This is a genomic window from Ruegeria sp. G5 (genome assembly GCF_056533365.1).
In genome coordinates, this window is record NZ_JBQFOK010000007.1 from 109,153 (window position 1) to 132,674 (window position 23,522).

General features: G+C 57.4%; 26 protein-coding genes. 18 read left to right on the top strand and 8 right to left on the bottom strand.

Features of this window, described 5'->3' with window-relative positions; genetic code table 11:
* Nucleotides 1-80: 80 nt before the first annotated feature.
* The 6 genes from ACR0BD_RS13455 (at nucleotide 81) to ACR0BD_RS13480 (ending at nucleotide 4,723) form a co-directional block, all read left to right on the top strand.
* A complete protein-coding gene (locus ACR0BD_RS13455) occupies nucleotides 81-767 on the top strand; it encodes a response regulator transcription factor (RefSeq protein ID WP_480697991.1) in 687 nt (228 codons plus the stop codon).
* Between the two features lie 249 nt (nucleotides 768-1,016).
* Complete coding sequence (locus ACR0BD_RS13460) at nucleotides 1,017-2,006, top strand: NAD(P)H-dependent flavin oxidoreductase (RefSeq protein ID WP_480831155.1); 990 nt, start codon at nucleotides 1,017-1,019, stop codon at nucleotides 2,004-2,006.
* Nucleotides 2,007-2,089: 83 nt separating this feature from the next.
* Nucleotides 2,090-2,878, top strand: coding sequence for an exodeoxyribonuclease III (locus ACR0BD_RS13465; protein WP_480831157.1), 789 nt, complete (start codon nucleotides 2,090-2,092; stop codon nucleotides 2,876-2,878).
* Nucleotides 2,879-2,954: 76 nt separating this feature from the next.
* The gene (trxA, locus tag ACR0BD_RS13470; protein ID WP_480831159.1) at nucleotides 2,955-3,872 is read left to right on the top strand and encodes a thioredoxin; all 918 of its coding nucleotides are present in this window, start codon (nucleotides 2,955-2,957) and stop codon (nucleotides 3,870-3,872) included.
* 27 nt (nucleotides 3,873-3,899) lie between these two features.
* Nucleotides 3,900-4,541 (top strand): LON peptidase substrate-binding domain-containing protein, encoded by a 642-nt coding sequence (locus ACR0BD_RS13475; RefSeq protein ID WP_480831161.1) that lies wholly within the window; start codon nucleotides 3,900-3,902, stop codon nucleotides 4,539-4,541.
* Nucleotides 4,542-4,570: 29 nt separating this feature from the next.
* Nucleotides 4,571-4,723, top strand: coding sequence for a Trm112 family protein (locus tag ACR0BD_RS13480; protein ID WP_480698134.1), 153 nt, complete (start codon nucleotides 4,571-4,573; stop codon nucleotides 4,721-4,723).
* Here the strand turns inward: ACR0BD_RS13480 and ACR0BD_RS13485 are convergent.
* Entirely contained in the window at nucleotides 4,720-5,946 is a 1,227-nt protein-coding gene (locus ACR0BD_RS13485) for an FAD-dependent monooxygenase (protein WP_480831163.1), read from the bottom strand. The two genes, ACR0BD_RS13480 and ACR0BD_RS13485, sit on opposite strands and share 4 nt — an antisense overlap.
* 89 nt (nucleotides 5,947-6,035) lie before the next feature.
* On the opposite strand from ACR0BD_RS13485, the gene ACR0BD_RS13490 reads away from it, so the two are divergent.
* From ACR0BD_RS13490 to ACR0BD_RS13505, 4 genes are all read left to right on the top strand, one after another.
* On the top strand, nucleotides 6,036-7,364 hold the full coding sequence (locus tag ACR0BD_RS13490; RefSeq protein ID WP_480831164.1) for an amidase: 1,329 nt from the start codon (nucleotides 6,036-6,038) through the stop codon (nucleotides 7,362-7,364).
* A 107-nt stretch (nucleotides 7,365-7,471) separates the two neighbouring features.
* The gene (locus ACR0BD_RS13495; RefSeq protein WP_480831166.1) at nucleotides 7,472-8,653 is read left to right on the top strand and encodes an aminotransferase class I/II-fold pyridoxal phosphate-dependent enzyme; all 1,182 of its coding nucleotides are present in this window, start codon (nucleotides 7,472-7,474) and stop codon (nucleotides 8,651-8,653) included.
* A 14-nt stretch (nucleotides 8,654-8,667) separates the two neighbouring features.
* Nucleotides 8,668-11,562: a DNA translocase FtsK gene (locus ACR0BD_RS13500; protein WP_480831168.1), complete on the top strand. Its 2,895-nt coding sequence runs from the start codon at nucleotides 8,668-8,670 to the stop codon at nucleotides 11,560-11,562.
* Nucleotides 11,563-11,601: 39 nt separating this feature from the next.
* A complete protein-coding gene (locus ACR0BD_RS13505) occupies nucleotides 11,602-12,198 on the top strand; it encodes a LolA family protein (protein WP_480697982.1) in 597 nt (198 codons plus the stop codon).
* A gap of 12 nt (nucleotides 12,199-12,210) precedes the next feature.
* Here ACR0BD_RS13505 and ACR0BD_RS13510 read toward each other — a convergent pair whose 3' ends face one another.
* Nucleotides 12,211-12,792 carry a transglycosylase SLT domain-containing protein gene (locus ACR0BD_RS13510; RefSeq protein ID WP_480697981.1) on the bottom strand — a complete coding sequence of 194 codons (582 nt, stop codon included), beginning with the start codon at nucleotides 12,790-12,792 and terminating at the stop codon, nucleotides 12,211-12,213.
* Nucleotides 12,793-12,852: 60 nt separating this feature from the next.
* Nucleotides 12,853-13,734, bottom strand: a complete 882-nt coding sequence (locus ACR0BD_RS13515; RefSeq protein ID WP_480831170.1) for an AEC family transporter — start codon at nucleotides 13,732-13,734, stop codon at nucleotides 12,853-12,855.
* Between the two features lie 80 nt (nucleotides 13,735-13,814).
* Here ACR0BD_RS13515 and hspQ point away from each other — a divergent pair, with 80 nt between their 5' ends.
* Nucleotides 13,815-14,141 carry a heat shock protein HspQ gene (gene hspQ, locus ACR0BD_RS13520; RefSeq protein WP_480697979.1) on the top strand — a complete coding sequence of 109 codons (327 nt, stop codon included), beginning with the start codon at nucleotides 13,815-13,817 and terminating at the stop codon, nucleotides 14,139-14,141.
* An 11-nt stretch (nucleotides 14,142-14,152) separates the two neighbouring features.
* Here hspQ and ACR0BD_RS13525 read toward each other — a convergent pair whose 3' ends face one another.
* Nucleotides 14,153-15,730, bottom strand: coding sequence for a gamma-glutamyltransferase family protein (locus tag ACR0BD_RS13525; RefSeq protein ID WP_480831173.1), 1,578 nt, complete (start codon nucleotides 15,728-15,730; stop codon nucleotides 14,153-14,155).
* 16 nt (nucleotides 15,731-15,746) lie between these two features.
* On the opposite strand from ACR0BD_RS13525, the gene ACR0BD_RS13530 reads away from it, so the two are divergent.
* Nucleotides 15,747-15,929, top strand: a complete 183-nt coding sequence (locus tag ACR0BD_RS13530; RefSeq protein WP_480697977.1) for a hypothetical protein — start codon at nucleotides 15,747-15,749, stop codon at nucleotides 15,927-15,929.
* 10 nt (nucleotides 15,930-15,939) lie between these two features.
* Here ACR0BD_RS13530 and ACR0BD_RS13535 read toward each other — a convergent pair whose 3' ends face one another.
* Entirely contained in the window at nucleotides 15,940-16,380 is a 441-nt protein-coding gene (locus tag ACR0BD_RS13535) for an ATP-binding protein (protein ID WP_480831175.1), read from the bottom strand.
* A 31-nt stretch (nucleotides 16,381-16,411) separates the two neighbouring features.
* A complete protein-coding gene (locus ACR0BD_RS13540; protein WP_480831177.1) occupies nucleotides 16,412-16,750 on the bottom strand; it encodes an STAS domain-containing protein in 339 nt (112 codons plus the stop codon).
* Between the two features lie 102 nt (nucleotides 16,751-16,852).
* On the opposite strand from ACR0BD_RS13540, the gene ACR0BD_RS13545 reads away from it, so the two are divergent.
* Both ACR0BD_RS13545 and ACR0BD_RS13550 read left to right on the top strand, forming a co-directional pair.
* Nucleotides 16,853-18,025 carry a thiolase family protein gene (locus tag ACR0BD_RS13545; RefSeq protein ID WP_480831179.1) on the top strand — a complete coding sequence of 391 codons (1,173 nt, stop codon included), beginning with the start codon at nucleotides 16,853-16,855 and terminating at the stop codon, nucleotides 18,023-18,025.
* A 60-nt stretch (nucleotides 18,026-18,085) separates the two neighbouring features.
* A complete protein-coding gene (locus tag ACR0BD_RS13550; protein WP_480831181.1) occupies nucleotides 18,086-18,541 on the top strand; it encodes a GAF domain-containing protein in 456 nt (151 codons plus the stop codon).
* A gap of 38 nt (nucleotides 18,542-18,579) precedes the next feature.
* On the opposite strand, the gene ACR0BD_RS13555 is transcribed toward ACR0BD_RS13550, so the two are convergent.
* Nucleotides 18,580-18,969: an SHOCT domain-containing protein gene (locus ACR0BD_RS13555; RefSeq protein ID WP_480831183.1), complete on the bottom strand. Its 390-nt coding sequence runs from the start codon at nucleotides 18,967-18,969 to the stop codon at nucleotides 18,580-18,582.
* 110 nt (nucleotides 18,970-19,079) lie between these two features.
* Nucleotides 19,080-19,361 carry a DUF1294 domain-containing protein gene (locus ACR0BD_RS13560; protein WP_480831185.1) on the bottom strand — a complete coding sequence of 94 codons (282 nt, stop codon included), beginning with the start codon at nucleotides 19,359-19,361 and terminating at the stop codon, nucleotides 19,080-19,082.
* A 117-nt stretch (nucleotides 19,362-19,478) separates the two neighbouring features.
* On the opposite strand from ACR0BD_RS13560, the gene ACR0BD_RS13565 reads away from it, so the two are divergent.
* Genes ACR0BD_RS13565 through ACR0BD_RS13580 form a run of 4 tightly spaced genes read left to right on the top strand, consistent with a single transcriptional unit; the run spans nucleotide 19,479 to nucleotide 23,520 of the window.
* On the top strand, nucleotides 19,479-20,048 hold the full coding sequence (locus tag ACR0BD_RS13565) for a helix-turn-helix domain-containing protein (protein ID WP_480831187.1): 570 nt from the start codon (nucleotides 19,479-19,481) through the stop codon (nucleotides 20,046-20,048).
* Nucleotides 20,049-20,672 carry a LysE family translocator gene (locus tag ACR0BD_RS13570; protein ID WP_480831188.1) on the top strand — a complete coding sequence of 208 codons (624 nt, stop codon included), beginning with the start codon at nucleotides 20,049-20,051 and terminating at the stop codon, nucleotides 20,670-20,672. It abuts the gene before it with no gap.
* A gap of 4 nt (nucleotides 20,673-20,676) precedes the next feature.
* Nucleotides 20,677-21,057, top strand: a complete 381-nt coding sequence (locus tag ACR0BD_RS13575; RefSeq protein ID WP_480831191.1) for a GFA family protein — start codon at nucleotides 20,677-20,679, stop codon at nucleotides 21,055-21,057.
* Between the two features lie 15 nt (nucleotides 21,058-21,072).
* Complete coding sequence (locus ACR0BD_RS13580) at nucleotides 21,073-23,520, top strand: GcvT family protein (protein ID WP_480831193.1); 2,448 nt, start codon at nucleotides 21,073-21,075, stop codon at nucleotides 23,518-23,520.
* The last annotated feature ends 2 nt before the right edge of the window (nucleotides 23,521-23,522 follow it).

Consider the following 23,522-nt stretch of genomic DNA (forward strand, 5'->3'; position numbering starts at 1 on the left):
GGACGTGAGACCCTTGCAGCAAACCTTGTTGATTGCGTCTGAGACGCGCAAGTGGTGGAAAAGGCTTAGGAGGACCGGAGATGGCACAGCTTAAGAAAATCCTGCTGGTGGATGATGACGAGGATTTGCGCGAGGCGCTGAGTGAGCAGCTCGTGATGACTGAAGACTTTGACGTGTTCGAAGCGTCAGATGGCACATCCGCCATGGAACGTGCCCGTGAAGCGATTTACGATCTGGTTATTCTGGACGTGGGCCTGCCCGACACGGACGGTCGCGAGCTGTGCCGGCTGATGCGCAAGCAAGGCGTCAAAAGCCCGATCCTGATGCTGACTGGTCATGACAGCGACGCCGATACGATCCTGGGCCTGGATGCCGGTGCTAACGACTATGTTCCTAAGCCGTTCAAGTTCCCTGTGCTTCTGGCGCGCATCCGCGCCCAGCTGCGGCAACATGAGCAGTCGGAAGACGCCGTATTCGTTTTGGGGCCGTATACGTTCAAACCGGCGATGAAAATGCTGATCACCGAAGAGGATCGCAAAATTCGTCTGACCGAGAAGGAAACGAATATCCTTAAGTTCCTGTACCGTTCGGCAGATGGTGTCGTTGCGCGCGATGTGCTGCTGCACGAGGTCTGGGGCTACAACGCCGGCGTCACGACACATACGCTGGAAACCCACATCTATCGTTTGCGCCAGAAAATCGAACCCGATCCCTCAAATGCGCGCCTTTTGGTCACAGAATCGGGTGGATATCGCTTGGTCTCTTAACAGTCGGTGGATTGACTCAGATCAAAGTGATACTCTGGAAGCATATTTAGGTTACTCCCAACCCGTGCATGTCCGGGTTATGACATGTACCTCCCTGTTGGACTGCCGGGCCGTATGGCCCGGCCTTTTTTTTTGTTTTGGGCGCGTTTACAGCCGGATATGGGTTTGCCTTTCGTGAACCGGCACGGGTTGACTTAGCCAACGGAACACGTGCCAATTCGGCCCATCGAATGAGGAGGGGGAAGTTTGATGCGCGATATCCGGGACCTGTTGAGTATTGAAAAACCAATCCTCTCAGCGCCAATGGGTGGGGCAGCGGGGCCCGATCTTGTGGCTGCGGTCTGTAACGCAGGTGGCTACGGCGTTATCCCGCTTTGGGGCAGTCCAGCAGATCAGGTCGAGGACGGTATCAATAAGGTGCGCGCCCTGACCGATCGAAATTTTGCGGTCAATTTGAACCTTGCCTTCCCATACAAAGATCAGCTGCAGGTTTGTATCGACAAACAGGTTCATGCGGTTTCGCTGTTTTGGGGTATGGAGCCGTCTGCAATTGCAACGGCAAAAGACGCGGGCTTGGTCGTCATGGCCAGTGTCGGTGATGCAAGTGAGGCCCGCGCTGCGCAAGACGCGGGCGCAGATATCATCGTTGCCCAAGGCTGGGAGGCTGGCGGCCATGTTTGGGGGCAGGTGTCGACCATGGCGCTGATTCCGGCTGTCGTTGATGCCGTGACCATTCCTGTCGTTGCGGCGGGTGGTATTGCTGACGGGCGCGGAATGGCTGCGGCCTTGATGTTGGGTGCCTCGGCCGTTTGGATCGGAACGCGGTTTCTGGCCAGCACCGAAGCGGCAATACACGATGACTACCGCACGCGTGTTCTGAACGCGACTGAGGCACATACTGAATGGTACTACGACTTGTATGATGTGAAATGGCCCCAAGCGCCGCATCGAGCGCTTAAGAATTCTACTGCCGAGCGATGGAAAGAAGCGGGTTCTGCCGGTCCGGGTGACCGGCCAAACGAACAAGAAATCATTGGCCACCGCCCGAATGGAGAGGCCGTTGTTCGCTATCAAAGCTATACGCCTTTACGGGGTACTGACGGCAATATCGAAGCTATGTCGCTTTGGTCCGGGCAAGGTGTTTCATTGGTACGAAACGTCCAGCCCGCGGCCGAGATCGTTGACGAGATTTTCAACGACGCCAAGACGTTGCTGAATGCGGGTGTTTCGCGGCTCTGACCAGTCAAAACTCTGATTTTCCGATGGTACCCTGTGAGGCACCAAGTTAACCTGCGGCAACTGCCAAAAAGGAATCCCCGTTCATGCCATTTACGCTTGCTACCTGGAACATCAATTCAGTTCGCCTTCGCGAACCTATCGTGTTGAAATTGTTGCAGGAAGAAGCGCCGGATGTTCTGTGTTTGCAGGAATGCAAATCTCCGGTCGAAAAGATACCCACCGAAGGGTTCGCGGCGCTGGGCTATACCCATATGATTGCCCGTGGGCAAAAGGGATATAACGGCGTTGCGATCCTGTCCCGTTTGCCGATGGAAGAGGTGGGCGACAAGGATTTCGCAGGGCTGGGCCATGCCCGCCATATTGCTGGGCGTTTAGAAAACGGTGTGACAATACACAATTTCTACGTGCCAGCCGGGGGGGATGTGCCAGACCGTGAAGTCAACGAAAAGTTCGGCCAAAAGCTGGACTACCTGACGGACATGCGTGATTGGTTTAATGCCGAAAAACCGGAAAAATCCATTCTTGTGGGCGATCTGAACATCGCGCCGCGCGAAGATGATGTGTGGTCGCACAAACAGCTGCTCAAGGTCGTGTCACACACCCCGATCGAAGTGGAAACGCTTGCCGAAACACAGGATGCGGGCGGCTGGGTTGATGTGACACGGCAGGATATTCCCGAAGGACAATTGTACAGTTGGTGGTCCTACCGGGCGCGCGATTGGGATGCAGCAGACAAGGGGCGACGCTTGGATCATGTCTGGGCCACGGGGGATATCGCAAACGCGGGCCACTCTAGCCGGGTTCTGCGTGACGCGCGCGGGTGGGAAAAACCCAGCGATCACGCGCCGGTCTTTGCGACATTCGATCTGTAATTGCGCAACTCTGCCCTTGGTTTCTGCCGATAGCGGTTGCATATAGGGCCAAAGTTCGAACGAAAGAGTGATTGCCATGGACCTTCTGAACGCCACCGCCGGAGCTGATGCAGCAGACCTGATCATTGACGGGTCCGAAGCCACTTTTATGGCTGATGTGGTCGAGGCTTCTCAGGAGACCCCGATCATCGTGGATTTCTGGGCGCCTTGGTGTGGTCCGTGCAAGACGCTTGGTCCGATGCTGGAAGAGGCTGTGACTGCCGCCAAGGGTGCGGTGAAGATGGTCAAGATCAACGTGGACGAAGCACAGATGATCGCATCCCAGATGCGTATTCAGTCGATCCCGACGGTCTATGCCTTTTACAAGGGGCAACCGGTCGACGGGTTCCAGGGTGCGTTGCCGGGATCCGAGATCAAAGCGTTTGTGGATCGCGTCATCGAAGCCGCCGGTGGTGAAAGCCCGGGTGGTCAACTGGACGAAGCGGTTCAGGCTGCCGAGGAAATGCTGGCCGAAGGTGCGGCAGTAGACGCGGCACAGACATTCTCGGCCATTTTGGGTGAGGATCCAAACCATGCCGCTGCCTACGGGGGATTGGTCCGCGCGCATATCGCGACCGGTGATCTGGATCAGGCCGAAGCAATCCTGAACGGCGCACCCGCAGACATCTCAACCTCGCCCGAGGTTGAGGCGGCGCACGCGCAGTTGGAGCTGGCCAAACAGGCCGCAGATGCCGGCCCCGTGGCAGAACTGACAGCGGCTGTCGAGGCGGACGCGGAAAACCACCAGGCGCGTTTTGATCTTGCACAGGCCCTGCACGCAAACGGTGACGTTGAAGAAGCCGTTGCTCAGTTGCTTGAGCTGTTTCGCCGCGACCGGGAATGGAACGATGGCGCAGCCAAGGCGCAGCTGTTTACGATCTTTGACGCGCTCAAGCCAAACGACCCGATTGTTTTGAATGGCCGTCGCAAGCTCAGCTCGATGATATTTGCCTAATTCTCGATCAGAGCTACACTCGAATACATGATGCATCCCGCTGATCTGCCGGAAACGGTTTCCGTTTTCCCTTTGCCGGGGGCGCTGTTGTTGCCCCGGTCGCGCCTGCCGCTGCATATCTTCGAGCCGCGGTACCTGCAGATGCTGGACGATGCCCTGAAAACGCCCGAGCGTTTGATTGGCATGGTGCAGCCAAACCCGTGCAAGAGTAACGAAAGCAAGCTGCACCAGATCGGATGCGCTGGTCGTGTTACGCAGTTCTCGGAAACCGAGGATGGGCGTTACCTGATCACATTGACCGGGATTTCCCGTTTTCGCGTCAAATCCGAGCTGGATGCGTTTACGCCATACCGCCGGTGCGCTGTGTCTTGGGACGGGTTTGACCGGGATCTGGGCAAGACCGAACAGGATGACGGTTTCGACCGCCCGCGTTTTCTAAACCTGCTTGAAAGGTTCTTTTCGTCCCGGCAACTTTCGACAGATTGGGATACCTTGAAGGATGCAGATGATGAGCTTTTGGTGAACTCATTGTCGATGCTTCTGGATTTCGACCCGGAAGAAAAGCAAGCCCTTCTCGAAGCGCCCTGCCTGCGCACTCGCCGGGAAACACTTGTAACACTGATTGAATTCGCCATGCGTGGCGGATCGAATGAGGAAAAATTGCAGTGAGCGCACCGGAACACACCTTTGATCGCCATATGCTTGAGGCCCTGATCTGCCCGCAGACGCAGACAACGCTGCACTACGATGCCGAAAAGCAGGAATTGGTGTCGAAAGCGGCGGGTTTGGCCTTTCCCATTCGCAACGGTATTCCCGTCATGCTGGTCGATGAGGCACGCGAGCTGGATTAAATCGCGCGTCCCTGCAACAGCTTGGGCAAGTCTCCGGTCAGGCCAGCGGCCTCGCGCACAAAGCCGCGTCGCAGGCCCGGCAACGAGCCAACGATCCCCATGCCGATATCACGCCCCATGCGCAACAGCGGATTGTCGTTCGAAAACAGTTTGTTGAACATGTCGGTCGCCATTGCCAGTGACGCGGTATCGAACCTGCGCCATTCCTGATACCGCTCAAGAACAAGGGTCGAGCCGATGTCTTCACCGCGTCTTTCCGCAAGTGTCAGAACCTCGGCCAAAGCGCCGACATCGCGCAATCCGGCGTTCAGCCCCTGACCCGCAATGGGGTGCATCCCGTGCGCGGCATCCCCAACCAAGGCCATTCGGTCGCTGATAAAGGAATTGGCGATGGTCAGGTTCAATGGATAGGTGAAGCGATCCCCTGCCAGACGGATGTCGCCCAGAAAATCTCCGAAACGGGGGCGTAAGACCTGCAGGTAGTCGGCTTCTGGCATCGCGTTAATACGGTGCGCCATTTCCGTCCGCTCGCTCCACACGATCGAGCTACGGTTGCCGGTTAGGGGCAAAATCGCCAACGGCCCTGGTGGCATGAAAAACTGATGCGCAATGCCGTTATGGGGCAAATCATGTTCGATGGCGCAGACAAGCGCCGTTTGCCCATAGTCCCACCCGCTGCGCTTGATGCCGGCACGCGCAGCGGTCCCGCTGCGTCGGCCATCGCACCCGACAAGCAGTCCACCTGTCAGGACAGAGCCGTCATCCAATGTCAGCGACACGTTTGCTGCGTGCGTTTCTTGCGCGACAACTGTGCGTCCATTGATTTGGGTAATGTGCGGATGTTCGTCCATCGCGTCCAGAAACGCGCGGCGAAGATGGCGATCTTCGACCATGAAACCCATCGGGCCTTCTTCGATTTCCGCATGATCGAAATGCAGAAAGAAAGGGGAAGGTCCTGCACCCGCGTGGCCATCGGTGACCTTGATCTCAAGCATGGGTTGGGCGTTGTCAGCAACTTTGCCCCAAACGCCAATCGCCTCTAACAGCCGCTGAGACGCAAGGGCCAGCGCATACCCCCGCCCGTCAAATGCGGCATCCTTGCGCGCAGCCTCGGCCAACGCGTCGATCACCGTGACGGAATGCCCGGTTTGTGCAAGGGCAAGGGCCAGGGCCGGGCCGTTCAGGCCGCCGCCTACGATCAGGATATCCGAGGTCTTTTCCATAGGTCGCAATATGCGTGCCCTTTCGGGATTGTCCATGTGCGGTCCTGTCGCTACCGTCCATTCACGGCAAAATTTTCAAGGGGGTGGCGATGCAGGACTGGTTGACCATGACGGCATGTGATCTGGGTCGAGGGATTGGCATGGGTCAGATCGACCCGGTTGAGTTGACCGAAGTTTACCTGTCCGCAATCGACGCGCACCCGCACCGCGACCGCATCTATGCCCGGGTCACCCATGATCGTGCCCGGGCTGAGGCCTCTGCCGCGCAGCAACGCGCCAAGTTGGGATTACGCAGATCGCTGTTGGATGGTGTTCCGATCAGCTGGAAAGACTTGTTCGATACAGCCGGAACAGCGACAGAGGCTGGATCGGCCCTGTTGAAGGGCCGTGTGCCTGACATGGATGGTGTTGTTGTTCGCAACGCCACTGCGATGGGTACGGTGTGTTTGGGCAAAACACACATGAGCGAGCTCGCCTTTTCGGGGCTCGGCCTGAACCCGATCACCGGAACGCCGCCCTGTATCGACGATGAAGATGCCGTTCCGGGTGGATCCTCGTCAGGGGCGGCGGCGTCTGTTGCATGGGGGCTGGCTGCTTGCGGTATTGGGTCGGACACAGGCGGTTCGGTTCGAATTCCGTCGGCTTGGAACAACCTGGTCGGTCTCAAAACCACGGCTGGCCGTATTAGCCTGGAAGGTACCGTTCCACTGTGTCTTCGTTTCGACACGATCGGCCCATTGGCCCGATCAGTCGAGGATGCGGCCCATATGCTGGCCCTGCTTGAGGGTGGCACACCTGCGGATCTTAGGGGGGCCAGCCTGCAGGGCAGGCGGTTTGCCAATCTTCAAAACGTCGCGCAGGACGATCTGCGCGACGCACCACGCAGCGCGCACGAGGCCGCATTGGCAAGGCTGCGGGATGCCGGCGCAGAAGTGGTGCCGCTTGAAGTACCCGAACTGAACGATGCGATGTCGCTATCGGGGGTTTTGTATACAACCGAAGCCTATGGCCTGTGGAGCGACGTGATCGAGGCGAACCCAGATGCGATGTATCCCGAGATATTGGAACGGTTCCGAGCGGGTAAGAATGTCTCGGGGCCGGATTACATCGCGGCGTGGTCGCGTTTGAAAGCGTGTCGGGCCGCATGGGATTCGGCCACTGCGGGCTTTGATGCCGTCTTGGCGCCTACCGCTCCGATCCTGCCCCCCAATCTGGACCGGTTGTTGAATGACCATGACTATTATGTCACCGAGAACCTGCTGGCCCTGCGCAACACGCGTATCGGCAACCTGATGGGGCTTGCTGCCCTGACGGTGCCGACCGGAACACCGGGCTGTGGGCTAATGATGATGGGCTATCCCGGCTCGGAAGAGGTGCTGTTGCGGCATGGATCAGCGGTCGAAGCCGCGTTGGCCTGAATGCCACAATCCCCTGATTCGCGGCCACTTTGTCTGGACGTAGCCGAGCGTGGCCTGTAACCTGCCAGCAAACGGGGCGAAATGATCCCGATATTGAGGCAGTAGTTATGAATTTCCCCGAGCGGTTTTCGAACCTTCCGGAATACGCGTTCCCGCGTCTGCGCACCCTGTTGGACCACCATCAACCGGGCGGCGATGTCGTTCACATGACCATCGGTGCCCCCATGCATGACTTTCCGGCTTGGGTGACAGATGTTATCACGGAAAATGCCGCTGGTTTTCAAGGTTATCCGCCGAATGAAGGCTCGCCAGAACTGCGCGGTGCGATCTCGGGCTGGATCAAGCGGCGCTATGGCGTCCAGATGGATCCAGACACTGATGTGATGGCTTTGAACGGCACGCGAGAGGGGCTGTACAACGCCGCGATGGCGCTGTGCCCCGAACAGAAAAACGGTCAGAAACCGGTCATTCTGTGCCCGAACCCGTTTTACCAGGTTTACATGGTCGCCTCACTTTCGGTTGCGGCTGAACCGGTGTTCGTGCCTGCGACCGCAGCCACAGGCCACTTGCCCGACTACGCCGGTTTGCCAGAGGATATCCTGAACCGAACCGCTGCAGCCTACATCTGTTCGCCCGCTAACCCGCAGGGCGCTGTGGCATCGCGCGATTATTGGGCCGAGTTGATCCGTCTGGCAGAAAAATACGATTTCCGCATTTTTGCCGACGAATGCTATTCCGAAATCTACCGTGACGCCCCGCCCACGGGTGTTCTGACGGTCGCGCAGGACGTGGGCGCTGACCCAGAGCGGATTACCTTGTTCAACTCGCTTTCCAAGCGATCCAATCTGGCCGGATTACGGTCGGGCCTGATCGCCGGGGGTCCGGAAACGATCAAACGGGTCAAACAGTTGCGCAACTACGCAGGCTCACCATTGCCGCTGCCGCTGCAAGCGGCGGCTGCCAAGCTGTGGGCGGACGAAGATCATGTCGTAGAGAACCGCGCGCTTTACCAGGAAAAATACGTCATCGCGGACGAAGTCTTTGCGGGTGTGCAGGGATATATGCCACCCGAAGCGGGATTTTTCCTGTGGCTGCCGGTCGATAATGGCGAAGAAACCACATTGAGGCTTTGGAAGGAAACCGGGGTTAGGGTCCTTCCGGGTGCATATCTTTCTCAGGGTGATCCGGGGCAAAACCCGGGCGAACATTTTATTCGGGCTGCATTGGTGGCCCCAAAAGAAGAATTGCAGCAGGGGCTGATCACGCTCCGTGACTGCATCTATTCGTGAGGTACGAGGGCAAAATGGCATCATTGAACGCGCGCAATCGCGATCCATTGCTGGACAGCACGACACAGGCAGCCATCGAGCGGCGCAGTAAAGAGCTGATCGGGCTTGTCCTGATCCTGCTGGGCTTGGCTGCGGCTGCGATGATCTGGTCCTATACGCCGGATGATCCGAACTGGATGGTGTCCACCGACGCACCGGTGCAGAACTGGATGGGGCGGATCGGGGCCTCGATTGCCGCGCCTTTGTTCATGATTGTTGGCTGGGGCAGTTGGAGCATCGCGCTGGTCCTGATCGGCTGGGGCGTACGCTTTGCTGGCCATTTTGGCGAAGACCGCGCCATCGGCAGGCTGATTTTCGCGCCGATCTGGATCGCGATCGTGGCGGTTTATGCTGCTACTCTGGTTCCGGGTGAGGCTTGGCGTTCCACGCACAGCTTTGGTCTGGGCGGACTGTTCGGCGATACCGTTATGGGCGCTTTGCTGACTTTGCTGCCGATAGCATCGCATTTCATGGTCAAAATGATGTCGTTCGTCATGGCGATGGGGATGTTGGCGCTGGGTGTATTTGTGTTGGGCTTCACCAAACAGGATGTCCGCCAAGGGATCCGTGCCTTCCTGTTGGGTCTTGTTGTGTCTTACGACGGTTTGATGAACCTGCTGGGACGCGGGGCTGCAGCGACGGCGCAAGCCGCTCGTGACCGCAGGTCAGCTTGGGACGAACGCAAAGCTGCGCGCGCCGAGGCGGCCGAGGCCGTTTTTGACGATGAATATGTTTACGACGATCCGATCTATGATGAGCCTCCGCTGGAGTCGCCCGAACCGGTAAAAGCCGGGCTGCTGTCTCGTCTGCCGGATCTGATCCGCAGGCCCGAACCAATGCCCGAGCCAGAGTTGATCGACCCAGAACCGGTGGCCGATTTTGAAGACATGCCTGGCGAAGATCGCATCCGCTCGAAAATCTCTGCCGCTGTTCGTAACCGCAAGGTTGCTGCAGGTGAGATGGCACCTGAACATGATCCAAATCTGCCGCTTACGAAAGGGCGGGGCCGTGGGCCCGATCCGTTGATCTTGAACCCTGCGGGTGCTGGTGGCCTGCCACCCGAGCCTCCGATGACTTCTGTCGGATTGCCACCCGAACCAGTTCTATCGGCACAAGCTGAGCCAGCGTGGCAGGAACCCTTGCATCAGGACTTTGCCCCCGCACTTGAGTCTGAAGACGATGCAGTCTTTGAGGAAACGGTCGAGCCTGTGCCACAGGCCCGTCCTGCGATGAAAATCCCAGTGGCCGAGCCGCGCAAGCCGGTCGTCGCCCAACCCGTGCGGCGCACACCGCAACCCTCTCGTCGCGCTCAGGCCGAGGCGCAACCTGCGCTCTCATTCGAGGATAAGCATTCCGATTTCGAATTGCCTCCGCTGGGACTGCTGTCGAACCCGGCCACCATCCAGCGTCACCATTTGAGTGATGAGGCGTTGGAAGAAAACGCACGTATGCTTGAAAACGTGCTGGACGACTATGGCGTCAAAGGCGAAATCGTCAGTGTCCGACCCGGTCCGGTTGTCACCATGTACGAGCTGGAGCCTGCACCGGGCCTGAAAGCCAGCCGTGTGATTGGTTTGGCGGACGATATCGCGCGATCCATGTCTGCATTGTCCGCGCGGGTATCGACCCTGCCGGGCCGCTCGGTGATCGGGATCGAACTGCCCAACGAAAACCGCGAGATGGTGGTGCTGCGCGAAATTTTGGCCAGCCGCGACTTTGGCGATGGCAATCACGCGCTGCCACTGGCGCTGGGTAAAGATATCGGCGGTGAGTCCGTCGTGGCGAACCTTGCCAAGATGCCTCACCTGCTGATCGCGGGTACGACCGGTTCGGGTAAGTCGGTGGCGATCAATACCATGATCCTGTCGCTGCTTTACAAGCTGACACCGGAAGAGTGCCGCCTGATCATGATCGACCCCAAGATGCTGGAACTTTCCGTTTACGACGGCATCCCGCATTTGCTCTCGCCCGTTGTGACCGACCCGAAGAAGGCGGTCGTCGCCCTGAAGTGGGTCGTGGGTGAGATGGAGGACCGATATCGCAAGATGTCCAAAATGGGCGTGCGTAATATCGCGGGCTATAATGGCCGGGTGAAAGATGCGCTGGCCAAAGGTGAGATGTTCAGCCGCACAGTCCAGACGGGCTTTGACGACGAAACAGGTGAACCGACGTTCGAGACCGAAGAATTCGCGCCCGAAGCAATGCCCTATATCGTCGTTATCGTCGACGAGATGGCCGACCTGATGATGGTCGCAGGGAAAGAGATTGAGGCCTGCATTCAGCGTTTGGCACAGATGGCGCGTGCCTCGGGTATCCACCTGATCATGGCAACACAGCGCCCCTCGGTCGATGTGATCACTGGTACGATCAAGGCGAACTTCCCGACCCGGATCTCGTTCCAGGTGACCTCGAAAGTCGACAGCCGCACTATTCTGGGCGAGATGGGCGCCGAGCAACTGCTGGGGCAGGGCGACATGCTGTATATGGCGGGCGGAGCCAAGATTACCCGTTGCCACGGCCCGTTCGTGTCGGACGAAGAGGTCGAAGAAATCGTCAACCACCTGAAACAGTTCGGCCCGCCCGATTACATGAGCGGCGTTGTCGATGGCCCGGCCGAGGAAAAGGCGGACAATATCGACGCCGTTCTGGGCCTGAATACCGGTGGTAACACCAACGGAGAGGATGCTCTGTACGATCAGGCGGTGGCGATTGTGATCAAGGATCGCAAATGCTCGACCTCGTATATCCAGCGGAAACTTGCCATTGGGTACAACAAGGCCGCCCGGCTTGTTGAGCAAATGGAAGACGAAGGCGTTGTTTCCTCGGCAAATCATGTCGGGAAGCGCGAAATTCTGGTCCCCGAGCAATAGGATATTTAATAACAAGGACAGAACGCATATCTGGTAATCATGAAACAGATTGCTTTTGCCCTTGCTCTGACTTTGGCCGCCCCCGCCGCGTGGGCGGCTGAAAAACTGCCACTGTCGCAGATCTCGAACTATCTGAACGACCTAAAGACAGTTCAGACAACCTTCACCCAAGTCAACGATGATGGCACGCTCAGCACAGGCCAGTTGTGGATGGAGCGACCGGGAAAGATACGGTTTGAATATGATCCACCCAACAGTGCCGTGGTTCTGGCGCGTGCGGGAACCGTTCAGATTTTTGATCCCAAATCCAACCAACCGCCTGAACAATACCCGTTACGGCGCACGCCGCTTTCTCTGGTGTTGGCGCGAAACGTGAATCTGGATCAGGCAAATATGGTTGTGGGGCACGATTTTGACGGGACGGCCACCGTTGTAACGGCGCAAGATCCCAAGAACCCTGACTCTGGCCGAATTGAGCTGATGTTCACCGACGACCCGGTTGAGCTGCGTAAATGGGTGATCCATGACAACGCAGGCAGCCAGACAACGGTGTTGCTGGGCCAGCTTCAAACCGGTGGAAATTTGGATAACGACTTGTTCTCAAGCCGGAACAGAAGCGGGTCAGGCAATCGCTGACCCGCTGAACTGTTAGTAGCGACAGCTCGCCAGTTGCGCCTGATAAAGCTTGGCGCGCGCATCTACGTTACTGGCGACATTCAGCAACCACGCTTTGTTGTTGTGGCTGCCACGTGCAAAGCCGGTGTGACCTTCGTGATAGGCCAGATATTGGTTGCGCGTGTCGGTGGGATGAATACCGTTACGTTCGTAACTTTTGTTCATGTACCAGCCGATAAAATCGGACGCATCGCGAATACGATCCCGCTTGGCGCGGCGTTTCCCGGTTTCGCGCTGGTATTCCTTCCACGTGCCGTCCAACGCCTGAGAAAACCCATATGCGCTGCTTTGGCGTCCCATTGGAATAACGCCCAGAACATATTGATGCGGTGTCCGTGCGTCATGCTTATAGCGGCTTTCCTGATAGATCGTCGCCATCTGAACGTGAACAGGGACGCCCCATTTCCGTTCGGTGCTTTGGAAGGCCTTGATAAAATCGGGCCGTTCGCGCGCAATGCTGCACGCGTCATTTAGTTTGCTGGGTGGTTGCTTGGAGCCACCACTACAGGATGCCAGAAGCAGCACCCCGAAGAGTACGAAAAGAATTCTGCTCATGTGCCTCGTGCCTTTTTTCTTTATTCTAACGCAAATTGAGCTTTGAGGAAATCACAATCGTTACAGGACAATAGCTAGAATTATAGGCATTGCGCCCACGGATAGCACGGTTGAGACCATGACCATGCCGGCAACGGCGTCTGCGTCCGCCTCGAACCGCTCGGCCAGTAGATACGACGTTACAGCGACGGGTGCGCACATCTGGATGACAAGAACGCCAAATGCGATGGGCTCCAGATCAAGCCACCCGCCGATAATCCACCCGAGTCCAAAGCAAACGGCCAATTTGAGCGCTGACAACCAGATAGCCTGACCCAGTTTCCGGGTCGTCAGCCTTGCAATCGCGACCCCGACCGTAATCAGCATCATGGGAATGGCCATCTGGCCCAATAAGTCCAGCGTATTGGTCAGAAAAACAGGCGTTTGCCAGCCACGCCACAGGAACAGCGCGCCCAGCAAAGTGGCCCACACCATCGGCTCGCGCGCCACTTTTCCAAACGCGCCTTTTCCCGCGACCAGATAGATGCCGTACGTAAAGGACAACAATGCGGTCACTGCCAGAAAGATAACAGCAAATCCCAAGCCGGCTTGTCCAAAGGCGAAAATGCACAAAGGCAAACCAAGATTTCCAGTGTTCCCAAAGATCAAAGGTGCCAGATATGTCCTGCGATCAAGCTTGCCGATGTGTACGAACAGCCCGAACGCCACCGCCAGGACCAAGTGTCCGGCTATGGCTGCCAAAGTAAACCGCGTCAGCTCTCCTGCTGGGATTTCGGTTTGCATAAGCGCTACGAAAATCAGGCTGGGAACAGCCAGCGTGACAGCAAGGCGCGTCACAAACTGCAGCCGGTATTCAAACCCCAGTTTAACCCAAACGAACCCGATCCCCGACAAAAGGAACACCGGGGCCACGATTTCAAACACTGTTAGCAGGAGGTTCACAGACTGTTTCCCTTAAATTCAGATCATTGATTGGCATTTTTGGCAGGAAAAGAGTAGTAAGACTTCCGGGGGCTGAAGAAATGCTGAAAACAAACGCCAAGTATCGACTGGGTCAGGTGGTCCGCCACAAGAAACATCCCTTCCGAGGGGTGATTTTTGACGTGGATCCAGAGTTTGCGAACACCGAAGAATGGTATCAGGCCATCCCGGAAGACAGTCGACCAATTAAGGATCAGCCGTTCTACCATTTGTTGGCTGAGAACGATCAATCCTTCTATGTTGCTTATGTTTCTGAACAAAATCTGGTTGCAGACCAATCGGGTGAACCTGTGGAACATCCTGATATCCCTGACATGTTCGGCCCGTTCGAAAACGGTGCCTATCCGCTGCATTTTCACCTGAACTGATCGGACCCGCGCTAGTATCCAAGGGCGCAGCCGTCTTTTCTGGGGTCACTTCCGCCTTCAAGAACGCCGTCTTCACGGATTCGGATTGCCTGAGCACCGCCAAGCGGTGTTTCCGGAATCTCAACTCTGTGCCCCAAGTCTGACAATTGTTGAGCAGTCTTGGGCGGGATTCCGCGTTCAAGTTTCAGGACATCACCATCGGCGAAGGCGCGCGGGGCGTCGATACTTGCCTGAAGGCTCAGCCCATAATCTGTCAGGTTGGACAGCAGGCATGCATGACCGATGGGCTGAAAGGAACCTCCCATCACGCCGAACGGCATCGTTATGCGGCCGTCCTGAACCAGCATACCGGGAATGATCGTATGCATCGGGCGCTTGCCCCCGCCCAGTTCATTGGGGTGCCCATCTTGCAAGGTGAAGCCAGCACCCCGGTTTTGCAAAAGGATTCCGTATTTTTCCGAGGCTATCCCCGATCCAAAGCTATGAAAGATCGAATAGATCAGGGAAACAGCCATGCGATCGCGGTCAACGACCGTGATATAAACCGTGTCTTTGTGAATAGCTTCGGTAAGCGGTGCGGCGGCGGGGATGACGCGTTTAGGGTCGATCAGGGTCGACAACTTATCCGCCAGAGCTTGATCCGTGAATTTTGCGGCCTGAGTCGTGTGGTCGGGGTCGGCAATAAAACGGTTGCGGGCGTCATAGGCCAGTTTCGCAGCTTCTGCCTCGATATGAATACGCTCTGGGCCTAGTGGGTCCATGTTGCCGAGGTCAAAATTCTTCAGCATGTTAAGCAACAATATTGCCGTCGCCCCTTGCCCGTTCGGCGGGTGCTCGAAAAGGTCGGTGCCCTTGTAATGCCCGGTGACAGGCTGCGTTTCTGTGCATTTGGTGTTTAGAAAATCCGAACCGGAGTGCGCCCCGCCCAACTGCGTCAGGGCGTTTAGCATGTCCTCGGCGATTTCACCGGAGTAAAAGGCGTCGCGGCCCGACTTTGCGATTTTGCGCAAGACTTTGGCTTGCCCCGGTGCACGGAATACTTGCCCTGTTTTCGGTGCATTTCCGTTCAGCAAATAATGATCTCGCGCAGCCCCTTGCAGGGTGGGTGCACCGATTTGCCAGTCCATGGCAACACGGGGTGCGACTGGAACGCCGGTTTCGGCATAGTGGATTGCTGGCTGTAAGATAGCATCGAGCCCCAATTTGCCTTCGGTTTCGGCCAAGTGGCTGAACGCATCTATCGCGCCGGGAATTGTTATTGCGTCTGGTGTGTTCAGCGGAACTGCCGTCAAACCTTTGGCCCGCAGTTCTGCAGCATTGGCTGCTGCAGGTGCCCGGCCCGATCCGTTCAGCGCCCTTACTGTATTTTCACCCGCCCGATTGAACAGAACAAAGCAATCGCCCCCAATTCCGGTCATTTGAGGTTCGCAAATACCAAGCAGCACCGCCCCTGCAATGGCAGCATCCATCGCGTTGCCGCCCTGCTTGAGGACATCCAATGCAACTTGCGCGGCCAACGGGTGAGAGGTGGCACACATCCCTTCGGTCGCCAAAACCTCGGACCTGCCCGGTGCGTGAAAATCTCTCATAGCGATGCTTCCTTGATTGAACGCGCAGAACGTATCGCGCGGTCAGGTATTGTCCAGTCAATTCAAGGAGAAGTTCCTCGGCGCCGTTCACTGGGTGGGGGCTGTGACACATGGCGCCGAGGGAAGCTATCTGAGCTACAAGGACATTAATGCCGGCGGTTTGCGGCGCGACAATGGTCTGATCTGGGCCTTATTGTGACCATTTTCGGTCAAGCGGCCCCCGAAAACTCAAAGCGCAGGGACAATCGGTTGCATCCGGCCGTGCGCTCATACCGGATTGCGCTGGTCAATTCGTGGATGAGGAACCATCCAAACCCACCTTCGGGAAGTTCTTCTATGGATGATCCCAAGGGGGCTGGCTCTTCGTCGGGGACACGGAAGCCGGGCAGCGGGTTGCCGGTATCGGATATCAAAATCTCAAGCCAGTTCTCATGCAATCGGCATCTGACTTTGACCTTGGCGGGGGTAATGCCAGCGTAGGCATGTTCGACAACGTTGTTGATCGCCTCGGCAAGCGCGATCTTTACGTCGGCGGCCTTATTTTGCGGTAGTCCCTGACGTTTTAGGCAGGTGCTGAGCTTGTGGATCCCCGCGCTGGCCTCAGTCTCTGTCGCCGCGAAACTCAAATCCAGACAATTTGCGTCACACATGGGCAAGGTGCCTATTCACGATCCGGTCTGATCAGCGGGCCGAGGCCGATAAGGCGTCATCCAGCGTGGGATACAGCTTGAAAACGGTATCCATTCGCGTCAGCCGAAAAACCTTTTCGACAAAGGGATGCAGACCAGCAAGGTCAAGTCGCCGTTCGCCCCCGAGTTGCTTCATGGAAGCTACGATTGCGCCTAAGCCGCTGGAATCAATGAATTCTACGCCTGTGAGGTCCAGGACGACCCGCGCGGCACCGCCGTCTGCCTCATTGCGCATGTCTTCCTTGAATTGGATGGCCATCGCCGCGTCGATCCGATCGGAATGCACCGTTATCACCTGCGTCTCGTCCGTCGTCTTGCTGCTCAGGCTCATACGTTCCGATCCTTTAAACTGAAAATCACTGGTAGAAATACGCTAGACGACAATTCTTACCATTCGGTATCCATCAATGAGCTAGGAAACAGGAGCATCTGAATGAAACAAGTCGTAATTGCAGGGGCTGCACGTACCCCGATGGGCGGGTTCCAAGGGATGTTTGACGGTGTGGCGGCCGCCGATCTGGGCGGGACAGCAATCCGCGCCGCGCTGGATGGGGCCGGTGCGCAAACCGTGGATGAGGTTTTGATGGGGTGCGTCTTACCGGCAGGTCAGGGGCAGGCACCGGCACGGCAGGCAGGCTTTGCGGCAGGACTGGGCGAAGAAGTGCCGGCCACGACCCTGAACAAAATGTGCGGCTCGGGGATGAAGGCGGCAATGATGGCTTTCGACCAGATCGCGCTGGGTCACGCCCAGACTATGATTGCGGGCGGGATGGAGAGTATGACGAACGCCCCCTATCTTTTGCCAAAGATGCGCGGTGGCGCGCGGATCGGGCATGGTCAGGTCGTGGATCACATGTTCCTCGATGGGCTTGAGGATGCCTATGACAAAGGCCGTCTTATGGGAACCTTCGCCGAAGACTGCGCCGAGGCGTACCAGTTCACGCGCGAAGATCAGGATGAATATGCGTTGAAATCCCTGTCGAACGCTTTGACGGCGCAAGAGACCGGAGCTTTCACCGACGAGATCGCGCCGGTTCTGACCCGGTCGCGCAAAGGCGAAGTCACTCATGCCGATGATGAACAACCGCAATCGGCGCGCCCGGAAAAGATCCCTACGCTAAAACCTGCTTTTCGCGACGGTGGTACGGTGACGGCAGCCAATTCTTCGTCGATCTCGGACGGGGCCGCTGCGCTGGTGCTGGCATCAACTGAGGCCGCCGAAGCGCAGGGTTTGACCGTTAGAGCACGCATTCTGGGCCATGCCAGCCACGCGCAGGCTCCGGGTTTGTTTACGACGGCACCGGTTCCGGCGGCGCAGAAATTGCTGGAGCAGATTGGGTGGTCAAAAGATGAGGTGGACTTGTGGGAGGTCAACGAGGCTTTTGCAGTTGTGCCCATGGCCTTTATGCGTGAAATGGGATTATCCCGCGATATCGTCAACGTGAACGGTGGGGCCTGTGCTTTGGGTCATCCGATTGGCGCTTCGGGTGCTCGGATTATGGTGACATTGCTCAATGCACTGGAAAAACGGGGCCTGAAACGCGGTGTCGCCGCTATTTGTATTGGCGGAGGCGAAGGTACGGCCATTGCAATCGAACGTGTTTGACGCCCTGTTTGTTTCGGCATAATTCGCCCTGAGAAACGACCAACTTTCGGAGCGGTGGTGATGACTGTCGACTATCAACAGCTTGGCAAAGCGATCTCTGCCTTGACCGAAGGCGAAACAGATGATGTCGCCTTGATGGCGACTGTCACGTGCGAGGTTCATCACAGTGATGAGCGCTTTGACTGGACAGGCTTTTACCGGGTGACGCAACCGGGAGTGTTGAAGATTGGCCCCTATCAAGGTGGTCACGGCTGCCTTGTGATCCCATTCGACCGTGGCGTCTGTGGCGCGGCGGCGCGGAGCGGCGAGATTCAGCGGGTCGCGGATGTGGATGCTTTCCCCGGGCATATTGCTTGTGCGTCTTCAACGCGCTCTGAACTGGTCTTGCCTGTGAGAAACGCATCCGGTGAAATCATCGCGGTTTTTGATATAGACAGCGATCAGCCAGATGCGTTCACGCAGACGGATGCAGATCAGTTGGATGCAATATTGCGAAACGTTTTCAGCAAGACGTGATGGCCGGGCGGTTTACCGGCCATCAGCAGCGCCGCGTGTCAGGTCGCAAGAACCTTGGCTTTTTGCGTCGCGAATTCTTCATCAGTCAACAGACCTTTTTCTTTCAGCGCGGCAAGACGTTCCAACTCATCTGCGGCTGAGACGGTCGCAACAGAACGGATATAGTCTTTTTGCGCTTGTTCGATCTGTTCCATGGCTTCGGCATTGTGCTGGTGCATCTTGTCCCCACGCACGAGCAAATAGGACAGAACGCCTAACCACGGGATAAGGATCACGAAGGCGATCCAGACAGCCTTACCGCCGCCGCTCAGGTCTTTTGAGCGAAAGACATCAGCAACCACTGAAATCATCACCCAGAACCAGGCGACCATCAGGAACAACCAGAAAATTGACCAGACGATGTCGAAGAAACCGATGCCGTTTTCCATATGCACTTAACCCTTTGCTAAATTAAGATCATTTCTGACATTCATAGATCTTATTATTGTAACAATATGTGGTCGCTTTGGCTTCTGAATTATCTGGGTGACATAGGCACCTAGGGCATGGCGGGCAGAATTTGCGTGAAAAACAGGTACAGCAACCCAGCTTGCGCCGCGAAAATACAAAATAGAAAGCCCGAGAACGAACGTTTTCGGGTTTTGTGCCCAAATATCCAACGTCCAAGTATCGCGCCCGGGCTACCGCCAAGCGCAGCCAGCCAAAGCAGACGATTTTCCGGAACACGGCGTTTTCGGCGCTTGGCCCGCAATTTGTCCCAGCCAAACACCAATAAGGTCAGGCCGTTGATGGCCCAAAGATAAAGAACTGCGATCCACATATCTGACGGATAGCCAAAGCTGCCACATCACCCAAGTGAAAAAATGCTTGGAATTTTCACCGACTCGGGTCATCGTGAAATTTACGTTGAGAATTTCACGAGAATTCGGAGAGGCCAGTGAACACCCAAGCCCCGAACCGAGCGACCATCGGTGCTGATATCCGGGCCCTGCGCAAAGCGCGCGGGTTGACGCTGACCGAGATTGCAGCCCGGTTGGAGCGTTCTGTCGGCTGGCTCAGCCAGGTTGAACGCGATATGTCTGACCCCTCGATTTCGGACCTGCGGCTCATTGCGAAATGTCTGGGTGTTCCAATGTCGATGCTGTTTGCGCATTCTGCCGCGCCAGCCGATGAACAGGGATATGTGGTGCGCGCAGGCTCGCGCCGTCCGATGGGGTCGGGTGACGAAGGGTTGATCGAAGAACTGCTTTCCCCTGACCTGACCGATGACTTCGAGATGGTGCACTCCACCTTTGAGCCTCGCTCGCAAATGCAAACGCCAGCGGATCGCCCGACGCAAGAGGTTGGGTATATCGTATCGGGGCGACTGGACCTGACAATCGGTGATCGCCAATTTTCGGTCGGGCCGGGCGACAGCTTCCGTATTAAGCATGAGCCCTACCAATGGGCGAACCCCTACGATGAGCCCGCCGTGGCCATCTGGGTCATCGCCCCGCCGGTGTATTGAATGAGCTTTGAGGCGTGGACCATATTCGCGCTGTTCTGGGTGGTGTTCGTCACCACGCCGGGGCCGAATGCGGTCAATTGCATCTCGAACGGGATGAGCCTGCCGTTTCCCAAAGCAATGCTGGGCGTGCTGGCGATCCTGACGCAAGCCAGCGCGTTTCTTGTCCTGTCGGCGCTGGGAGTGACAGCGTTGATCGCGGCCTCACCCACCGGGTTTTTCATCGCCAAACTGATCGGCGCGGGGTTCCTGATCTGGATGGGTGTCCGCGGCTGGATCAACGCCAGCAAACCGGCGCCTGCGTCCGAGCGGCCCGCGCGCCACGTCTATCTGCACGCGCTGGCTGTTGCCACGATCAACCCCAAAAGCGTGGCCGGGTATCTGGCGGCGTTCTCGCAATTCGTGCAGCCCGACATACCCGTCTGGCAGCAAATGGGCGTGATCATGCCCACCGCGCTGGTCATCACAACGCTCAGCTATACCGGGTTCACCCTGCTGGGCGCGCTGATGGGCAAAGCCGCGCTTGGGGCCGTATTCAACATCTGGGTCCGCCGCGTGATGGCGACCTGTTTCATCATCTACGGCGTGTTGCTGGGCACCAGCACATTGCCCACAGCAAAGGGGTAAAGACATGCACACCGGTTCCTGCCTCTGTGGCAAGGTTGCCTTCACCATTGACGGAGACCTCACACCGCCCAACGCCTGCCATTGCGGCCAATGCCGCAAGCAGTCGGGGCACCTTTGGGCCTCGACCGTCACGCATCAGGACAACCTCAGCTTTACCTCGGACGAGACGCTGGGCTGGTACCACGCCTCGGACATCGCCAAACGCGGATTTTGCAGCGCCTGCGGCTCGTTCCTGTTCTGGCAGCACAATGACGAGGACACGATTGCAATCTCGGTGGGGTCTTTGACTGAGCCCACCGGACTGAAACTCGCCCAGCACATCTTTGTGGCGGACAAGGGCGACTACTACGACATCTCAGACGACCTGCCCCAGCGGGCATACTAACAGGGAAGCAAGACCATGAGTGATTTTCCAACCAAGGCCCGTGTGGTCATCATCGGCGGCGGCGTTGTCGGCTGTTCGTCGCTTTATCATCTGGCCAAGAAGGGCTGGACCGATTGCGTTCTGCTGGAAAAGAACGAACTGACAGCAGGCTCTACGTGGCATGCGGCGGGCAACGTGCCGACCTTTTCCAATTCCTGGGCGATCATGAACATGCAGCGCTATTCGACCGAGCTGTATTCGCGTCTGGCGGATGAGGTCGATTACCCGATGAACTACCACGTTTCGGGTTCGATCCGTCTGGCGCATAGCAAAGAGCGGATGCAGGAATTCGAACACGCCATGTCGATGGGCCGCTATCAGGGCATCCCGATGGAGATGTGGACGCCCGAACAGGCGAAGGAGCGGTATCCCTTCCTTGAAACCCACGACCTTGAGGGTGTGCTGTACGACCCGACCGATGGTGACATCGACCCGGCGCAGCTGACGCAAGCCTTCGCCAAGGGCGCGCGAGACATGGGCCAGAAGATCATCCGTTTCTGCCCGGCGACCAATGTAACCCAGCATGAGGACGGCACATGGACCGTGCACACCGATCAGGGCGACATTGCCTGTGACTACGTGGTCAACGCCGCCGGATACTACGCGCAGCGCGTGGGTGAGATGTTCAAACCCTTCGGCGGACGTACCGTGCCCGCAATGGTTATGAGCCACCAGTACCTGCTGACCGACGAAGTACCCGAGGTTGAGGCTTGGTCAAAGGAAAACGGTGGCAAGCTGCCCCTACTGCGTGACGTGGATATCTCGTACTACCTGCGTCAGGAAAAGAACGGTTTCAACCTCGGTCCCTACGAGCCCAACTGCAAGGGCCATTGGATGACCGAAGATGATCCGATGCCCGAGGATTTCAGCTTCCAGCTTTGGAACGATGATCTCGACCGGATCGAAGACATCGTCACCGACGCGATGGAGCGGGTGCCGCTGATGGCAACCTCGGGCGTGGGTCGGGTGATCAACGGCCCGATCCCCTATGCGCCGGACGGCCTGCCGCTGATCGGCCCGATGCCCGGCGTGAAAAACGCGTTTGAGGCGCACAGCTTCACCTTTGGCATCGCGCAAGGCGGTGGCGCAGGCAAAGTGCTGGCCGAATGGATCGTCGATGGTCATACCGAGTGGGATATGTGGGCCGTCGATCCGCGTCGTTATACCGATTACACCGATCAGGACTATTGCAACCAGAAGGGCATGGAAGTTTATGGCAACGAATACGCCATGCACTTTCCTCATCATGAATGGCCTGCGGCGCGCGACAAGAAAGTCTCGCCCGTTCACGCCAAGGTCAAGGAGTTGGGCGGCGTCATGGGCGCTTATAACGGCTGGGAACGCGCCAACTGGTTCGCCAAGCCGGGCGACGATACTTCGCTTGAAGCCACGCATACCTGGGGCCGGTCTGGCCCGTGGGAGCAGCGGATCAAGGAAGAATGCGAGGCGGTGCGCGACCATTGCGGCGTTCTGGACCTGCCGGGCTTTTCGCGGTTCTGGATTCAGGGCGAAGGCGCAGACGACTGGCTGCGTGGTTTCTGCGCGGGCGGTATTCCTAAGGCGGGGCGTATGAACCTTATCTATGTATCGGATGAGCGGGGCCGTATCCTTACGGAAATGTCCTGTATCCGTCTGGCAGAGAACAACTTTGTCCTCATCACTGCCGCCACTGCGCAGTGGCACGATGGCGAGTTGATCCGCAATTCGGTGCCGTCGACCGTTACGGTTCGCGAAACCACGACCGAGCGCGATACGCTGATCGTCACCGGCCCCAAATCGCGTGAAATCCTGTCGGGGATCACCGATGCGGACCTTCAGCAAGGCTGGCTGACGCATCAATTTGCCAAGGTTGCCGGACAGGATGCCTTCCTGATCCGCGTGTCCTTTGCCGGTGAATTGGGCTGGGAAATTCACGCTGAAAACGAGGTCATGCCCGCGATCTATGATGCGGTGCTGGGCGCAGGGGCCAAGCCGTTCGGCATGTATGCCCTGAATTCGCTGCGTATCGAAAAAGGCTATCGTGCTTGGAAGGGCGATCTGTCCACTGACTACTCGCTGCTGGAAGGCGGATTGGAACGCTTTGTCAAACTGGACAAACCGCAGGACTTCACCGGCAAGGCCGCGATCCTCAGCGAAAAGCAGCAGGGTGTGAAGAAGTCCTTCGTCACACTGACGGTTGAGGCGGGCGACTGCGATGCGCCCTATATGTCCTGCATCTGGCAAGGCGACCAGATCGTCGGCGAAACGACGTCAGGGGCATGGGGATACCGTGTCGGAAAATCCATTGCGCTGGGCATGATCAAGGCCGAACTGGCAAACCCCGGCACCGCGCTAGAGGTTGAAATCTACGGTCAGAAATACCCGGCCGTAGTGCAGGAAAACCAACCGCTCTGGGATCCGGAAAACGAAAGACTGCGGGCCTGATC

What these genes read in the sequence shown, in the direction of transcription:
- ACR0BD_RS13525 (WP_480831173.1), bottom strand. Translation starts at nt 15,730, where the DNA reads ATGAGAGATTTTCACGCACCGGGCAGGTCCGAGGTTTTGGCGACCGAA.
- ACR0BD_RS13490 (WP_480831164.1), top strand. Translation starts at nt 6,036, where the DNA reads ATGCAGGACTGGTTGACCATGACGGCATGTGATCTGGGTCGAGGGATT.
- ACR0BD_RS13455 (WP_480697991.1), top strand. Translation starts at nt 81, where the DNA reads ATGGCACAGCTTAAGAAAATCCTGCTGGTGGATGATGACGAGGATTTG.
- ACR0BD_RS13545 (WP_480831179.1), top strand. Translation starts at nt 16,853, where the DNA reads ATGAAACAAGTCGTAATTGCAGGGGCTGCACGTACCCCGATGGGCGGG.
- ACR0BD_RS13535 (WP_480831175.1), bottom strand. Translation starts at nt 16,380, where the DNA reads ATGTGTGACGCAAATTGTCTGGATTTGAGTTTCGCGGCGACAGAGACT.
- ACR0BD_RS13575 (WP_480831191.1), top strand. Translation starts at nt 20,677, where the DNA reads ATGCACACCGGTTCCTGCCTCTGTGGCAAGGTTGCCTTCACCATTGAC.
- ACR0BD_RS13570 (WP_480831188.1), top strand. Translation starts at nt 20,049, where the DNA reads ATGAGCTTTGAGGCGTGGACCATATTCGCGCTGTTCTGGGTGGTGTTC.
- ACR0BD_RS13485 (WP_480831163.1), bottom strand. Translation starts at nt 5,946, where the DNA reads ATGGAAAAGACCTCGGATATCCTGATCGTAGGCGGCGGCCTGAACGGC.
- ACR0BD_RS13475 (WP_480831161.1), top strand. Translation starts at nt 3,900, where the DNA reads ATGATGCATCCCGCTGATCTGCCGGAAACGGTTTCCGTTTTCCCTTTG.
- ACR0BD_RS13540 (WP_480831177.1), bottom strand. Translation starts at nt 16,750, where the DNA reads ATGAGCCTGAGCAGCAAGACGACGGACGAGACGCAGGTGATAACGGTG.
- ACR0BD_RS13465 (WP_480831157.1), top strand. Translation starts at nt 2,090, where the DNA reads ATGCCATTTACGCTTGCTACCTGGAACATCAATTCAGTTCGCCTTCGC.
- ACR0BD_RS13555 (WP_480831183.1), bottom strand. Translation starts at nt 18,969, where the DNA reads ATGGAAAACGGCATCGGTTTCTTCGACATCGTCTGGTCAATTTTCTGG.
- ACR0BD_RS13495 (WP_480831166.1), top strand. Translation starts at nt 7,472, where the DNA reads ATGAATTTCCCCGAGCGGTTTTCGAACCTTCCGGAATACGCGTTCCCG.
- ACR0BD_RS13480 (WP_480698134.1), top strand. Translation starts at nt 4,571, where the DNA reads ATGCTTGAGGCCCTGATCTGCCCGCAGACGCAGACAACGCTGCACTAC.
- hspQ (WP_480697979.1), top strand. Translation starts at nt 13,815, where the DNA reads ATGCTGAAAACAAACGCCAAGTATCGACTGGGTCAGGTGGTCCGCCAC.
- ACR0BD_RS13505 (WP_480697982.1), top strand. Translation starts at nt 11,602, where the DNA reads ATGAAACAGATTGCTTTTGCCCTTGCTCTGACTTTGGCCGCCCCCGCC.
- ACR0BD_RS13550 (WP_480831181.1), top strand. Translation starts at nt 18,086, where the DNA reads ATGACTGTCGACTATCAACAGCTTGGCAAAGCGATCTCTGCCTTGACC.
- ACR0BD_RS13500 (WP_480831168.1), top strand. Translation starts at nt 8,668, where the DNA reads ATGGCATCATTGAACGCGCGCAATCGCGATCCATTGCTGGACAGCACG.
- ACR0BD_RS13460 (WP_480831155.1), top strand. Translation starts at nt 1,017, where the DNA reads ATGCGCGATATCCGGGACCTGTTGAGTATTGAAAAACCAATCCTCTCA.
- ACR0BD_RS13580 (WP_480831193.1), top strand. Translation starts at nt 21,073, where the DNA reads ATGAGTGATTTTCCAACCAAGGCCCGTGTGGTCATCATCGGCGGCGGC.
- trxA (WP_480831159.1), top strand. Translation starts at nt 2,955, where the DNA reads ATGGACCTTCTGAACGCCACCGCCGGAGCTGATGCAGCAGACCTGATC.
- ACR0BD_RS13560 (WP_480831185.1), bottom strand. Translation starts at nt 19,361, where the DNA reads ATGTGGATCGCAGTTCTTTATCTTTGGGCCATCAACGGCCTGACCTTA.
- ACR0BD_RS13510 (WP_480697981.1), bottom strand. Translation starts at nt 12,792, where the DNA reads ATGAGCAGAATTCTTTTCGTACTCTTCGGGGTGCTGCTTCTGGCATCC.